The sequence below is a fragment of the Roseimaritima multifibrata genome (assembly GCF_007741495.1).
Classification (GTDB): Bacteria; Planctomycetota; Planctomycetia; order Pirellulales; family Pirellulaceae; genus Roseimaritima; species Roseimaritima multifibrata.
Genome location: NZ_CP036262.1, coordinates 6,995,850 through 7,011,252 on the forward strand (window position 1 = coordinate 6,995,850; position 15,403 = coordinate 7,011,252).

The following is a 15,403-nucleotide window of genomic DNA, read 5'->3' on the forward strand; positions in this document are numbered from 1 at the left end:
AGCAAGATTTTTAAAAAGGCTCTAGAAGGAAACCTAAGTGCTTCCTTTTACCAGCAGAGCCCACCATCGCCATGATCCTCCACGTCCATCGCGTTCTCGTGTCGACCATTATCGCTGGGATCCTGATCACCAACGTCCCGTACTCTCAGGCCCAAGTCGATACCCCCGAAGGAACCTCGCAAATGCCTTACCTCAACGTTCCTCTCCCAACGATGGGAGGGACCCAGGTTTGGACGGATCATCGGAATATCAATGGCTGGCGTCTGCAACAGAATGTGATTACCGGTCATTGGCGATTGCTGGACCCGAGTGACATTCGCCGGGCCTGGGGCGATCGTGAATCCTGCCAAAATAAGTTTCCCCAACTGACCGACAGCGAACTTGAGGCGGCCGCGCCCAAAGAGGTGGTCATCTTGCTACATGGCCTGATGCGCAGCAAGCATTCCATGCGAGGTTTGAAAAAACGGCTGGAAGCATGTGAAGATGCCCCGCAGGTCATCGAATTCTCGTACGCCAGCACCCGCTCCGGCATCGCCGACCATGCAGCCGCTTTGCGTGAGGTGGTGGAAAGTTTACCGGGAACCCCCAAAATCAATTTTGTAGGTCACAGCATGGGCAACATTGTGGTTCGGCATGCAATCGGAGACTGGCAAAACAGTAGCGACCCCTGCAATGTGCTTTCGCGATTGGATCGCATCGTGATGATCGGCCCGCCGAACCAAGGTGCCGCGATTGCCCGCCGACTTGGCAAACTTGGCTTGTTCAAGGTAATTACCGGCCAAGGTGGAATGGAATTAGGCCCGATCTGGACCGACCTGGAAGCTCGCTTGGCGACCCCACCCTGCCCCTTTGCTGTAATTGCCGGCGACCTCCCTTCAGGGATCCCGCAAAATCCGTTGGTCGATGGCAATAGCGACTTTGTGGTCAGTGTGGATGAGGCTCGACTGGAAGGGGCCGAGGTTTTCCGCACCGTCCCCCACATCCATTCCTTCATGATGGACCAGCAAGAGGTGCAGGACATCGTGATTGACTTTTTGGAACTGTCTGAAAACACCGAGAGTTAGATCGAGCAGGGAGCTGGGAGTTGGGAGTTGGGAGCAGGGAGCAGGGAGTTGGGAGTTGGGAGTTGGGAGTTGGGAGTTGGGAGTTGGGAGTTGGGAGTTGGGAGTTGGGAGTTGGGAGTTGGGAGTTGGGAGTTGGGAGTTGGGAGTTGGGAGTTGGGAGCTGGGAGCTGGGAGCTGGGAGCTGGGAGCTGGGAGCTGGGAGCTGGGAGCTGGGAGCTGGGAGCTGGGAGCTGGGAGCTGGGAGCTGGGAGCTGGGAGCTGGGAGCTGGGAGCTGGGAGCTGGGAGCTGGGAGCTGGGAGCTGGGAGAAGATCTGCTCTTGGGTGCAAACTCCTTCACTCCTTCACTCCTTCACTCCTTCACTCCTTCACTCCTTCACTCCTTCACTCCTTCACTCCTTCACTCCGTGTCTCCGTGTCTCCGTGTCTCCGTGTCTCCGTGTCTCCGTCTTTTTTCCCTGAGCGATCGCCTTCAGTCGCTCAGCGACCCCCGGGATCAATCGAGCGGCATTGTCGCGATAAATTTTCTTCAGGACCTCATCCGGCAAATCAACTCCGTAAATTCGCCAAAATCCCTGAGGCGGAAATTCCTTTTCGCTATACGGGAAGGACTCATCGCGGGTCTCGAAGAACCGCCAGTAATACCGCACCCGTGCTTCCGGCCAAGGTCCATCGGTTCCGAAGACCACTCGATCGGCATAGCGAATCAAGAATTCACGGGCGGTATACGGCTGACGGCCCAGTTCGTTGATCCGCGAGGCAGGATCGACACTCAAATTCGGGTACTTGTCTAGCCACTGGGCAACGTGTTGCAAATCTTCGCCATGGCTGCCCAGGTGGGCGGCGATGAACTGCGTCTTTGGATGACGAGCAATCACACGATTTCGAGCCGCCAAAAGCGATTCATGCGAGGGAAAGCGATCTTCGGGTTGATCGTTATAGAAACTCCAATCGGGATGGCGACTTAATTCCTCCCAGCGTTCATTGTTCCGGTCGATGGGCTGAAAGAAAGCAACCGGATCGGCGGTATGAATCAACACGGGGATTCCCAGTTCACCACAGGTTTGCCAAATGGGATCCCAACGCGGGTCATCGATTTTTAAGTACTCGCCCGTGGCATCCTGATAACCCAATCCAAGCCGTTTAAAAATCTTCAGTCCGCTGATTCCCTTTGCCTTGGCGGCCCTCAGTTGTGCCGCGACTCGATCGGCGAAACCGCGGCGTTGGCATGCCCAGGTGGCGGGCTGATCTCGCACTCCGTCTCCCTGCCAGTCAAGATGAGCGAAAACGACAAACCGGTCGCGGTAGTCCTTCCACAGAAACGCTAGATGCTCGTCCAGTTGAGACCCCAACTTGCCATCGAGGGAACAACAGACAGCAATCTTGTTTCGGTCCATCAGTTCGACGTAGTCGGCCAACGCTTGGCGGTTGTGCCGCTGCTTGTAGTAAAAATGGGTATGCACATCGACCGCCCAAAACTTCGCATGGCGAAGATCGGTATGCTTCGCCCGAAGCTGTGATTGAGGGCGAAAATCGGCCAACAGCAAATCCTCTTTGTCCTCTGCCTGAACCTTAGACTGCGGTGAAGGGTTTGGTGATTTTGAGGCCGGCGTCTCCTGGCCTGCGGCTTCCTGACCACCTAGCCAGGATCCTATCCCCCCAAGCAGCAGAAACAGGAGCGTCCGCCCTAGGATCGAACGACAACCGCTCGCTATAGTAAACAGACCAAAGACCAACAAGACGCGATTCAATTTTTCAACCTTTTGATAGCGGATGGTAGCGAGTGGCGGGCGAACAAACCGAACGACAAACCGATAACGAACGCCGCGAAGCGGAACAATTGAGTTTGCAGGCGACCGTTCCCCCCTCGCAAATCCCAGGCTACCGCCTGGAACGGTTTCTAGGTGCTGGTGCGTTTGGACAGGTCTGGGTCGGCCACGACCTAAATACCGGGCGGACCGTCGCTGTCAAATTCTACCTGCACCGAGGTGGAGTCAACTGGTCCCTTCTTTCCCACGAAGTCAAAAACCTCGTTCAGCTGTCTGCCGACCGACATGTGGTTCAAGTTCTGGAAGTGGGCTGGGAAGGCGACCCACCCTATTATGTCATGGAATACTTGGGGAGTGGCTCCCTTGAGGATCTTTTGCAAAGCCAAGGCCGCTTATCGGTCCGCCGCAGTGTCGATATTTTCCGCCGTATTTGCGTCGGATTGAACCACAGCCACGGCAAGGGGGTTTTGCACTGTGACCTCAAACCTGCCAATATTCTACTTGACCAAGATCATGAACCACGGCTAGCCGATTTCGGCCAAAGCCGTATGTCGAACGATCAGAAACCGGCACTGGGGACACTGTTTTACATGGCCCCCGAGCAAGCCGACCTGGAAGCGGTCCCAGACGCTCGGTGGGACGTATATGGCCTGGGGGCTATCCTGTACCGCATGCTAACGGGCAACGCCCCCCATCGCTCCAACAGCCTACTAAAGGAGATGGACACTGCGGGGTCACTCCCGATCCGCCTGGAACGCTACCGCACCACGATTCAAGCAAGCAGATCGCCTCAGAAACATATGGACCGCCGCGGCGTCGATCGAGCTTTGGGTCAGATCGTCGATCGCTGCCTGGACCCCGATCCTGAATCGCGCTTCGCAAATGTCCAACAAGTCCTCGAAGCACTCGACCGACGCGACGCCCAGCGTTCCAGCCGTCCTCTCATGCTGTTGGGAATCATTCTCCCACTGCTGCTGATCACAGCGACCAGTATCTACGCCGCTCGCAGCATGTCGCAATCCCGCAAACGATTCACTACCGCCCTGCGAGCCGCGTCGCACGACAGCAACCAATTCGCCGCGAAATTTGCTGCCAGCACACTCGAAAACCAAATCAGCGGCTACTTCGATCTCGCTCATAACGAAGCGCACGACCCCGCCCTGCTCAAATCCCTGCGTCCGTTGTTGACTTCTCCAGAATTTACCGCCATGCGCGAAGCGGTCGTCAACGGGGAAGCGAACGAGGTTCGCGATGCATTCCTTGACCTGCCCGAGCGACTGGCAATCGACCGGCTTCTAGAAGACCGTGTCCAGCTCCACGCGCGCAGGAACCAGGTCAATGACCAGGCGCCTCACTTGGCAACGATTTTTCTTGTCGATGAATGGGGGACGATTTTTGCAATGGGTTACGAATCGCCCGTCGATCGTGACCATCAAAGCACGGCCAGGAATTTTGCGTTCCGAAGCTACTTTCACGGCGGCCGAGAAGACCTTCCCCGCGACACCCCCGCCAGCGAGGTCCAACCGCTTGAGCGGACGCATCTATCGGCGCCCTTTAAAAGCACGTCGACAAACGTTTGGAAGATCGCGGTCAGCACTCCTGTCTATCTTTCTCCAGAGGACAAACGACCGGCTGCGGTACTTGTTTTGACAACCAATCTGGGCGAATTTCAGTTGATGCAGTCCGATGGCGACATTAATCAATTGGCCGTTCTTGTCGATGCCAGAGCGGGTGAACGATTCGGAACGATCTTGCAGCATCCGTTGATGGATCGTCGTATCGATGCCGGAAAACCACTAGGGGCGGAACGTTTTCAACTTCCCGCTCCGCTGCTAGAACAAATGCTTACCGGCGCAGACATTGACTACCAAGACCCCATGGCAGCGACTCCCGACGGCGGTGATTTTTCAGGAACTTGGCTGGCGGCGGTTCAAGAGGTGTCCGTTCCCCGGAGCGAATCGGACCCGAACCATTCCCATCCCAGCAACGATCATTTTTCCGACATCAGTGCAGAACCTGACCAGACCGACCTGCTGGTCATGGTGCAGTATCGCCTGAGCAACGTTGAAGCCCCCGTCCAAGCATTGCTCCAGAAACTTCTGAAAGAAGGAGCGATTGCAATCGTTTCGATCATTAGCGTCACGTTTATCCTCTGGTACCTCGTCCATCGCGCCAGTGACTTAAGCATCGATCGCCGCGACGCCAAAGATGCCAGCCGTGAAAGTGGATCGACCATCACCGCAGAATCCTGAGCCCTACATTGAAATCGACTGCCCCGGATCAACACACGATCCCCTCCTGGCAACAGAGCACGGCAGACCACCTGTGGATGCCCTACTGCCAACAAAAAACCGCCCCGCGTCCACTGCCCGTTGTTGCAACCGAAGGAATGCATCTGATACTGGACGACGGTCGCCGGCTGATTGATGGCCTTGCTTCCTGGTGGACCGCCTGCCATGGCTATAACCATCCTGCCATCGCAGCGGGCGTAACCGAACAACTGCAACAGATGCCGCACGTCATGTTTGGTGGCATCCAGCACCCGCCTGCAGCGAAACTCGCAACCCGCTTGGCAGCCTTGCTACCGGGTGATCTAAACCGAGTGTTCCTGTGCGATTCAGGATCGGTTGCCATCGAAGTGGCCATGAAAATGGCAGTGCAATCCTACCTCAATCGCAACCAGTCGGGACGACTGCGATTTATCAGTTTCCGCAATGCCTACCACGGCGACACCACCGGCGCGATGTCTCTTTGCGATCCGGTCACCAGCATGCACGCCCACTTCAAAGGGTTCCTATTGGAGCAATACCCTGCCCCGTTACCACGAACAAGGCAAGAGATTGCGGACTTCAATCGCTTTGTAAAAGAACGTCGTGATGATTTAGCAGGAATCGTCATTGAACCTTTAATTCAAGGGGCTGGTGGCATGCGGTTCCACGACCCAGAAACCCTGGTCGCCCTCCGCAACTGCTGCGACGACAATGACTTGTTGTTGATTGCCGATGAAATCGCCACCGGGTTCGGCCGCACGGGAACGATGTTCGCCTGCGAACAAGCCGACATTGTCCCTGACATTATCTGTGTCGGAAAAGCGCTTACCGGCGGCACCATGGGAATGGCAGCCACGATCGCCACCGATCGCCTGTACCAACACTTCCATAGCGACCAGCCGCAGCATGCACTGATGCATGGCCCCACCTTCATGGCCAATCCGCTGGCCTGTACTGCCGCAAACGCGTCGCTAGATCTTTTCGAAACCGAACCCCGACTGCAGCAGGCTCAAGCCCTGCAAAAGGTGCTTGAGGAGGGACTTGCCCCGTGTCGCCGACTGGGCAGTGTCGTCGACGTACGGACACGAGGCGCCGTGGGAGTGGTCCAAGTAAAAGAACTGGACCGAGTCCCACAAATGATTGCCGCCGCCGTTCAAGAAGGCATCTGGGTTCGCCCCTTCAAAGACATGGTTTACGTCACTCCCGCGCTCAACATGCCTCACGCGGTCGCGGAGGAACTATGCGGAGCTCTTGTCAAAGTCCTAGACGCCTGGGACCAAGACAAACTACCCATCAGCTAAAACAGAATTCACTCTCCTGCTAGGAGAGTCGATTCAAAATGCGGAGAAGGCGATCACGACAATGCTCTGCGAGCGTCGCCTAACCGTCCAGCAACTTGGCGTCCAGTTCCTTTTCACAGGTCTGGATGACGCTTTGCACCAACTGGTCGGCTTCGCCACCCGTCAGGGTTGCATCGGAGCGTTGCAAATCGACACTTAGCAAGATTCGTTTCTTGCCAGCTCCATCCTTGTCGGTATTGCGATAGGTTTCTTGGTAGCGAATATCGGTCAACTCGTCTCCAACGGCGCTCCGCACGACCTTCCGCAGTGCCGACCAGCGAACCTGTTCGTTGACGACAAAATTTAGGTCTCTTGAAACCGTAGGATACGGACTTACCGACTGGAACTGCGGCACCAAATGACAGTGGGCCATCAAGACAGGAATCGAAAGTTCCGCTGCCACGACAGCGCCCGGCAACTTTAAGGATTTCTGCACTGCGGAATCGATCAACCCGACATACCCCAGCGTTTCACCAGCGATCTGCAAGCGAATCGATTGGTTCTCCACCATGCCAGCGATGGACTCCACCGAAACTTCTGCTTGAACCTGAACGCCTAAGCGTCGCAGCAAAGTTTCCACGATCCCCTTCGCTTGATAGAAATCGGCCCCGGTGACAAACGCCAACGTGTATTGTTCGTCGGGCAGATCGGTCGCTTCTTTGCCGGGCAGATAGGTATGAGCCAACTCAAACAGGTTGGCGTGCAAACTAGCGGCTGCCCAGTTCCCTGACCGAGAATTCAATAAACTTGGAATCAGGCTTCGACGCAATCGGCGGGCACCTTCCAACATTGCAACCTGGGTTGCCAGAGCGTCTCGTTGCGTCCAGGGGCTAAGCAGATCGTCCAAGGAGTCGACGACGATGCTAGGCGTCATCGCCTCGCTGATTCCAGCCGCCGTCAGCACGTGCCGGATTTGCTCTGCAGCAACATCGAACGGTCGTTTTGCACTCGCGGCAACAGGGATTGGGGCGTCTTCTGGAATTTTGTCGTAGCCATGAATCCGAGCCACTTCCTCGACCAGATCGACTTCTCTCGTCAAATCATGTCGCCAGGTTGGCGGAACCCAGATCGTTTGATCGGCATCCGACCGCTGGGCTTCGCAGCCTAGGCGAGACAGGATCCGGCCTACTTCGGCTGCTGGAATTTCGATCCCCAAGACTCGCTTTAACTGCGACAGGCGAAGCACGACGGACGGGGAATCAGGGATTTGGCTAGCAGTATCAATCACTCCGGAATCGACAGTCCCGCCTGCTGTTTCCACGATCAATTCACAACAGCGACGACTTGCCCAATCGACGCCCAGCGGATCAACACGCCGTTCAAAGCGAAAGGAGGAAGGGCTATGCAGTTTTAATTTCCGAGCCGCGCGGCGGACGAACAGCGGGGTGAAAATCGCAGCTTCGATCAACACGTCCGTCGTGGCCGTACCGACTTCACTTCCTGCACCACCCATGACACCGGCGATCGCCAACGGTTTTTCAGCATCGGCAATCACACAGACCCTAGGATCCAATTCATAACTTTTATGATCGATCGCTTCCAACGTTTCCTTCGCAGCAGCCGGCCGAATTCGGATTTCTCCACCAGCAATTTTTGCCCAATCAAAAGCGTGCAAAGGTTGCCCGCATTCCATCATCACAAAATTGGTCACGTCGACGACGTTATTGATCGGCTGGTACTCATCCAGTCCACCGTCGCGGCGTCGTTTCCAAAAGACGCTTTGCAAAGCTTCCACCAACCAGTCCGGGCTGGGACCCACTTTGATCCCACGAATGCGCCGCGCCGTATAACGGGGACACGCTTCTAGAAAATCATTGCGAACTTGCAGAGAATCTTCGATTGCCGGCCCATCGTTCAACACCGAGGGCTCGGGCGTCGTTAGCGGCAGGTCATACAGAACCGCTACTTCACGAGCGACACCGATGTGCCCCAGACAATCGCCGCGATTACTGGTCACTTCCAAATCGATCGCGATATCCTCACCGATCTCGGTGCTTCCCTCGTGATTCAATCCCGACAACGCCAACCGCTGTGAGAGTTCCTCATGCGACATCTGAAGCGGGACGTAACGCTGCAACCATTTCCACGAAACAAGCATCGATCCGAATATCCAAAGTGGCGTAAATGAAGGGTTGGATTTAGAACTGAGACAAAAACCGCAGATCGCCGCTATAAAGATCTCGGATATCCGTGATGTTATGCCGCCGCATACAAAGGCGTTCGACGCCCAGCCCGAAAGCGAATCCGCCCACCTTTTCAGGATCGTAACCAACCGCTGTCAGCACTGCGGGGTCAACCATCCCCGCCCCACCAAACTCAATCCATTGGTCATTCCACAAGAAATCGACTTCCACACTCGGTTCCGTAAACGGAAAGAACGAGGGCCGGAATCGAATCGGAACGTCCGAGCCTAAATAGTTATTAGCAAACACCCGCAAGACGGTCTTCAGATTGGCCATCGTAACATTCTGGTCGACCAACAACCCTTCCATCTGATGGAACATTGGGAAGTGCGTCGCATCCGGTGCATCGGGTCGATAGACTCGCCCAAGAGAGACGATTCGAATCGGCGGTTGCCGCTTTTCCATCACGCGAATCTGAACCGTACTGGTCTGACTTCGCATCAACTGGGACCCTTCTTCACCGGCGGTCGCACCTGCGGTCGCTAGGTAGAAGTTATCAAGCGGATCACGTGCTGGGTGATCTTCAGGGATATTCAAAGCGACAAAATTGTGCCAGGGACCTTCGACCTCCGGCCCCTCAGCCGACTCAAATCCCATCCGCCCCATGATTTCTTTAAGGTGCTCGATCGTCTGGGTAATCGGATGCACATGCCCCAGATCCATCGGGATACCGGGCAGAGTCGGATCAGGCGTAGGCGAATCGCTCCCTGAATCCTTCTCTTTCAAGGAATCGGTAGCGTTTTCCAGTGCTTCCGCTAGGGCTTTCTTAACCTTGTTCAGTTGCTGCCCAGCTTGAGGCTTGTCCTCTTTCGAGATTTTGCCCAACTGCTGCTGGACTTCACGAAAGGCTCCCTTTTTGGCTCCCAAAAAGCGAACACGAGCCTCCTCCAAATCCTCTTTGGATTGGACGCCCGCAAACACACGACTTGCCTCGGACTGCAACGCTTCAAGCGCCGCGATAAATTCCGCCAGGGTCATGAAAACAGTCTTCTTCAAGAAAGTAGACCCGCGAATCCGCTCGCGGGAACGGAAAGTGACATTGCAAGGCATCAAGCGTAATACCCATTGCAAATATCCCGCAAGCGTTCTTACGGGATCACGAATCGAATGATGCAGCAGGCGAACCCTGGCAGAAACCAGGAGAACCCATCGCGCGACCAACTGACCAGAACAACCCAATCAATCGATCGCAAGCACCATTGCAGGATCACAGCTTCACTCAAGCCTTAGGCGGCGAGAGCGGCTTTCACCTTTTCACACACTGCGTCAAAGCCCGCAGCATCGTTGATCGCCATTTCCGAAAGGGACTTACGGTCCAGTTGGATGTTGGCTTTATTCAGACCGTAAATGAATTCGCTGTAGCGCATTCCGCGTTGGCGGACGGCTGCATTGATACGAATGATCCAAAGCTTGCGAAATTCGCGTTTACGAACGCGACGGTCACGGTAGGCGTAAGCGCCAGCACGCAACAGAGTTTCTTTGACCGATCGGATCAGCGTTCCACGACCGCCAACATAACCCTTAGCACGCTTAAAAAGACGTTTCTTCGATTGCCGACGTGCGGCACCTTTCGTCGTACGCATCTGATTCTCTCCTCGCCACAACGGGCGACAGTTGACCAACTCAGGCCGCTGCACAGCACAGCCGTTACAACCCAGTTGACTTGAAAATTTTTATTCCGAGCAAGCTCAAACGAGCCTAACCATCACTACTCAATCGAACGGACGAATGAACTAGCTACTGTACTTTCCGAGTGCCGCTTTAATCATCGGCTCCATGCAGGTATCAACCGAGGTTGTTCCACGCAGGTTTCGTTTTCGCTTGTGAGACATACGCCCCGCCAAGTGGCTGGTGCCACTACTGCGATGCATCGCTTTTCCTGTTGCCGACAAGCGGAACCGTTTCTTGGTTCCCTTGTGGGTCTTCATCTTCGTTTTGCCTTTGGCCATCGAACCAATTACCTCAGGTACGGTTTTTACGTCAAAATGTAGCCACGCACTATAAAGACCGTCGGCAATTGTAGGAAGGCCTCTGCAGCTGATTTCTTATCCCCGATTATCTAACCTCCCGAAATCGCCTGGCAAGCAAGGTTTTCGCTTTCCCCCACCGCCAAAGGGCTGGCTGAAAATCGCCTATTTTCCAGCGTTTTATCTACCCCACCCCCAATCGGCGGTATCAAAAAACACCACCTGCCACCCAGCTAACGACCAACCGGAAATTACGCACGGAATAGAAACCCCGGAGGACTACAGATAATCCCGCGTCCGAAAAGCCCCCCCGCCGGACGGACGAGACTGAGAGGGGCGCGACTGAGGAGCCCGCGACGAAGAGGACCGCGAAGCCGGTCGACTGGTGCTATTACCAAAGGTTCGCGAACGGCTTCCGTGATGACTAACCCGGCGAGACCCAGCCCTCCGAGCGTGCTCGCTTAAAGCGCTGCCAGCAGCACTGGCCATCGCATGAATCAGGACCTGAGTCAGCGGATGTGCAGCGACCTGCGAAACCTGTTCCATCACCGACGGGCCAAAAACCTGAGCGCGGCGAAGATCAACCCAAATGGAATCGGCCGAAGTATCACCGCGACGAAATGCCTCCAAAGCTCCTGTAATGTCGAAGGTCATCCGAAACTGACTACGCGACGACTCATACCCTGCGGCCCGATATTGCTGCAACAGCCGACCCAATTCCTGAGCCTGCTGCTCCAACCGGGTAACCCGCTGATGCCTGTCCGATACTTCATCGCCTGCGTTTTCCAACTCAGCTTCGACCCCCTGCAGGCGAGCAACGATTTGGTCATCGGAGACCTCAGGCGTCTGATCGGCTCGGCCGGCGAGCGTCCGCATGTCGGTCTTCTCAAGCACGGAGCGAAACAGATCGACGGCTTCGCGGTAGTACGGCCCCCGCGTGTCCTCCAGCTCGGTCAATTCTGAACGGACCGCGTCAAGCTTCAAACGAACGCTGTCCAAACCTTCGATCACGCCGACTCGTTCGGCACGAACCTTTTCCAGTTCTGCCGATACCGCGGTTAACCCCAACGATTCGGCTCGCTGGTCTCGCTGACTTTCCAGTTCCTCCAACACCGTGTCGACCGCTTCGCGATCTTCCTGAACGATTTCCTGCATACGCTGAGGGGTCGTTGTCAGGAAATCGTACCCTTGGCGAGCTTCCCGATAACCGATCAGCTTTCCCACCCAGCGGTCCATTCGCCTGGTAAATCCTTTTCCTGCGTAAGCCGGAGTTCCCAGACCTCGATCATACAAATATTGAAACAAGTGACTCTTTTCGTAGGCGGGTAGTTTCTGTGCGGCATCCTGCTGCACTTCACTTAGCCGACCCTCAGCCTGCTCCAAGGCCGCCTCAGCAGTCGCGGCCCGGTCCGACAAAGAAGCGAACTGCGGATCGGCAGCCAATTCGTCGGCCAACTGCCGACTGAGCACCTGCTGCTGTTCCAGCAGATCCTCTAGACGTGCATCCACATTTTCCAACAAGGCTTCCCAACGCAACTGTTCGTTCTGTTGTTCCGCCAGAACGTCGCCCGCGCGTTGTTGGTGCTCCTGTTTACGAAGCAGAATCTGCCCCACATCCTCTCGGATTTCACGCCAGGTGCCCGCCACCGATTCGGCGGTCAATTCGGCAAGATAAAACTGCGCCAATGAAGCAAGTGTTTCGCCACGATCGCGTGCCAACCGCGTGAGCTGCGCATCCTGCGTCTGCAGGTCCATCCTTTCAGACTGCAGATCCCCGACGACCCGTTGATGGGCACGGATCAAATAGTGATGGACATCAGAACCGGATAAAGTCATTGCACAAATATCTTAGAATAGTTAACAACAAACGATTCGAACTAGCGCGATTCGCGCTAACGAGGAACGTCCAACTGCGTCAGCTGAGCGGACAGCGTAATCGGTTCGCCCGCAGGACCAGGCAAGCGAATGACCGGCTCCATACGACCGCGTTGCTTTTGCGAAAACTCCGTTTCATTCAGCACTCCGTCCGACCGCTTATCTTCTGCCAGCCGGTCATAAACCTCTTTCGGAACCCGCTCAGCCCAGCGATCGACTCGATCCACCCTGCCGGTTTCCGCATTGCGGATCGGCAGAGTCAGGACAGTCCCTTCGGGCGAAACCGCTTCAACCACTACATAATACCCTGCAGTCCGATAGCGTCCCGTCTGATCATTGCGAGCCTCGCGGTGCAACATCGATGCAGCAGTCCCACCCGATACGATGCGAATGTCATACTCCGTCGCCAACTGCTGATGCAGGTCCTTCAGTTGCTGGATCGCGGTCACGGCAACCGCCTGATTTCCGGCATCTGCCGAAAGTACCTGAGCCTGCAAACTAGCAGCTCGCTGCAGCGCGGCAGGATCCTCCGCAATCGCTTTGATTTGCTGGCTTAAACCCTCGGCCTGGGCGACTTTTTCGGCCAGCGATTTACGGCTTTGGACCGCCGGATTGAGAGGTGCCACCGAAGAGAAAAACAAGAACCAGATCATTGCGACCATGGCCGCCACGGCTCCTGCTGCCGCAGTTAAGTAGCGAGACCAGATCCAAGCATACGCCAACATTTTATTGAAATTAAGCGGTGGATCTTGGTAGACATTCAGTCCCGCAAAATACTGATCGATCGCGGCATCGATTTCAGCTTCTGTCACCTGATCGCCAGAAAGCCGAGCAGACCGGAGCAATTTTTCACGAATCTGGGCACGGACACCTTCCTGCTGAAACATTTTTTCGGCAGTCGCACGATCGCGGCCCATCTCGCGAGCCACATCCATCACTCTCAACATTTCATTGAGGGATAGATTCTCACCGGGAATTTCCACATTCGCCACACGAGGACGGGGAGCCGGTTGCTGAGCTCCTTGAGACATATAGATACCTAGGCGTCGCAGGAAAAATGAAGGCCCATCCGCTGCCGCTTTCTATCGGGACGTCTGGTTCCCGGGTTCGGGACAAGGTGCAATATCGCAGGCGTATCGGATCGCAGGCGTATCGGCACAAAAAACCGCCAAGCCCATTCCCATCCCTCTCCCTCAATACCAGCAACAAACCCGATCTTCAGCAGCCCCTTCGATTCTATTGGGATCCAACACCGTGCGATAGCACGCCCCACCAGAACCCACGACAGACTTCGGCCGGGCGTCCCATGCCATCTACGTTGGCACCTGCGGGCGGATTCATTCTGTTTTCGATCCAATAGCCGGACGGCTCGCGGCTTATCGATTTAATCGAAAACGGAGAAAGATTATAGCCTTTCGCGCCGCGAAAGTAGCTTGAAAAGGACGTTCTTTCGCGGGGTACGACGCGTCAATAAATGGCGTAGTGGACGAGGCACCAGAAAAATCCCAACCCGACGCGTCACGGGCTGGGATCTGCCTCCCCACGCCGCTCCCTCCTCCCTTCGGCTTCAGAAAGTGGTACGCTGAAAGATATGTTTTCGCCGCTTGTAGACTTGTCATATTTTCTTTTGGAGATGTCCGGTAATGACCGACCAAGCCCAGCAATCTGCCCAGCAATCTGTCCCGGCCCCGGCGAAACAATCGTCGCAAAGCGATCCCGCCATGATGCGTAAGTATCTGGACCGGGCCATCGACGTCCTCGACAAATTTGGGCTCTCCACGAAGGATTCCTCTCCTAGCGAACTGATCAGCCTGCTTGAAGGAGTCAAACACCTTGACGAGGGAAAGGTGCTAGCGATCGCAGAAGTGATCCAGCACATGAGCACCTTCAATCAACTGGTTCGCGACAATGTCGAAAACATCAAAGTCGGCAATCGCTACATGGAAATCACCCAGCTGTTCGACAGTGTCCGCGAAGACAGCAAAATGCTGATCAACCAACTCGACGATGGCAAGATCTCGGGGACGGAGAAATTCCAAAACTGGTGGATGAAAATTCGCCGCGGGACACCTTCAGATCGCTTCGACACCATTAAAGATGTCTACATAGACGTCTCGAAAGATACCAAGGCGGCCCTGCAAAGCGAAAAAGAAATCATGGAGGGCTACATCGATTTTCGGTTCGCCCTCAAAGAAGCGGAAGTGCTGTCCCGTGAACTACTGGACACTCACGCCCCAATTTTGGAAAGCGCCAAACAGGGACTCGGCGACGCCCAAGTAGCGCTCGACGAGTACAAAGGCGAAGATGAAAGTGGCCGTTCGCGGATGGAACTTGCGAGAGACGAAGCAAGGCACCGCTATGAAGAAGAAGACCGTACCTACCAACTTCTAAAAGACATCGCCGAAAACCTGCAGATCGGCTACGACGTCGGCGAAACGCTGATCACCAAACTGCGGCAGACGCACGACGTTAAAGATCGCGTCTATCGCCGTGCCGTGACCTTCTTCACGACCAACGAACACGTCTTCACAATCCTGGGCACGGTCTACACCAGCCAACAGGGCTTGCACGAAGTCACGCAAGCGACTGAAGCGATGAAAGAAGGAGTGAACAAAGGACTGGAAGATGTCGCCAACCTAGGTCGCGAACTCGAACGCGCCGCACTGCGAGCCGGGTACGGATCGACCATCAATCCCGAATCGGTCCAGAAATTGGTCGATGCCATCAGCGGCTTCCAGATCGAATCGCTGCATATGATTGCGGAACTTCGCCAAGAGAGCGAAGAAAGCACCAAGCAAATTCGAACCGCCGTCGAAACCGGCAAAAAGAAATACCAACAGACGCTGGCTAAGTTTGCCCGCGGCGAATCTCTAGAAGCCAATCACTGATACCTCGAACATCAAACAAACCTGCTGACCGATTCGTTGCTTTCACGAA

General features: G+C 55.4%; 11 protein-coding genes. 4 read left to right on the top strand and 7 right to left on the bottom strand.

The window, feature by feature from the left end; translation table 11 throughout:
- Positions 1-71 precede the first annotated feature (71 nt).
- Positions 72-1,064, top strand: coding sequence for an alpha/beta hydrolase (locus FF011L_RS25280; protein ID WP_145354702.1), 993 nt, complete (start codon positions 72-74; stop codon positions 1,062-1,064).
- Between the two features lie 390 nt (positions 1,065-1,454).
- Here FF011L_RS25280 and FF011L_RS25285 read toward each other — a convergent pair whose 3' ends face one another.
- Positions 1,455-2,813, bottom strand: a complete 1,359-nt coding sequence (locus tag FF011L_RS25285; protein WP_145354703.1) for an amidohydrolase family protein — start codon at positions 2,811-2,813, stop codon at positions 1,455-1,457.
- Positions 2,814-2,845: 32 nt separating this feature from the next.
- Here FF011L_RS25285 and FF011L_RS25290 point away from each other — a divergent pair, with 32 nt between their 5' ends.
- Positions 2,846-5,083 carry a protein kinase domain-containing protein gene (locus tag FF011L_RS25290; protein ID WP_145354704.1) on the top strand — a complete coding sequence of 746 codons (2,238 nt, stop codon included), beginning with the start codon at positions 2,846-2,848 and terminating at the stop codon, positions 5,081-5,083.
- An 8-nt stretch (positions 5,084-5,091) separates the two neighbouring features.
- Positions 5,092-6,402 (top strand): adenosylmethionine--8-amino-7-oxononanoate transaminase, encoded by a 1,311-nt coding sequence (locus tag FF011L_RS25295; protein WP_246109623.1) that lies wholly within the window; start codon positions 5,092-5,094, stop codon positions 6,400-6,402.
- A 79-nt stretch (positions 6,403-6,481) separates the two neighbouring features.
- Here the strand turns inward: FF011L_RS25295 and pheT are convergent, their stop codons facing one another.
- The 6 genes from pheT to FF011L_RS26630 form a co-directional block, all read right to left on the bottom strand.
- Entirely contained in the window at positions 6,482-8,539 is a 2,058-nt protein-coding gene (pheT, locus tag FF011L_RS25300) for a phenylalanine--tRNA ligase subunit beta (RefSeq protein WP_145354705.1), read from the bottom strand.
- Between the two features lie 40 nt (positions 8,540-8,579).
- Complete coding sequence (pheS, locus tag FF011L_RS25305) at positions 8,580-9,602, bottom strand: phenylalanine--tRNA ligase subunit alpha (protein WP_145355945.1); 1,023 nt, start codon at positions 9,600-9,602, stop codon at positions 8,580-8,582.
- A gap of 248 nt (positions 9,603-9,850) precedes the next feature.
- Positions 9,851-10,207, bottom strand: coding sequence for a 50S ribosomal protein L20 (rplT, locus tag FF011L_RS25310; protein WP_145354706.1), 357 nt, complete (start codon positions 10,205-10,207; stop codon positions 9,851-9,853).
- Positions 10,208-10,357: 150 nt separating this feature from the next.
- Positions 10,358-10,573 carry a 50S ribosomal protein L35 gene (gene rpmI, locus FF011L_RS25315; RefSeq protein ID WP_145354707.1) on the bottom strand — a complete coding sequence of 72 codons (216 nt, stop codon included), beginning with the start codon at positions 10,571-10,573 and terminating at the stop codon, positions 10,358-10,360.
- Positions 10,574-10,870: 297 nt separating this feature from the next.
- Positions 10,871-12,427: a coiled-coil domain-containing protein gene (locus FF011L_RS25320; RefSeq protein WP_145354708.1), complete on the bottom strand. Its 1,557-nt coding sequence runs from the start codon at positions 12,425-12,427 to the stop codon at positions 10,871-10,873.
- Between the two features lie 56 nt (positions 12,428-12,483).
- A complete protein-coding gene (locus FF011L_RS26630; protein ID WP_218932885.1) occupies positions 12,484-13,497 on the bottom strand; it encodes a DUF6384 family protein in 1,014 nt (337 codons plus the stop codon).
- 612 nt (positions 13,498-14,109) lie between these two features.
- On the opposite strand from FF011L_RS26630, the gene FF011L_RS25330 reads away from it, so the two are divergent.
- Positions 14,110-15,354 carry a cell surface protein gene (locus FF011L_RS25330; RefSeq protein WP_145354709.1) on the top strand — a complete coding sequence of 415 codons (1,245 nt, stop codon included), beginning with the start codon at positions 14,110-14,112 and terminating at the stop codon, positions 15,352-15,354.
- Positions 15,355-15,403 lie beyond the last annotated feature (49 nt).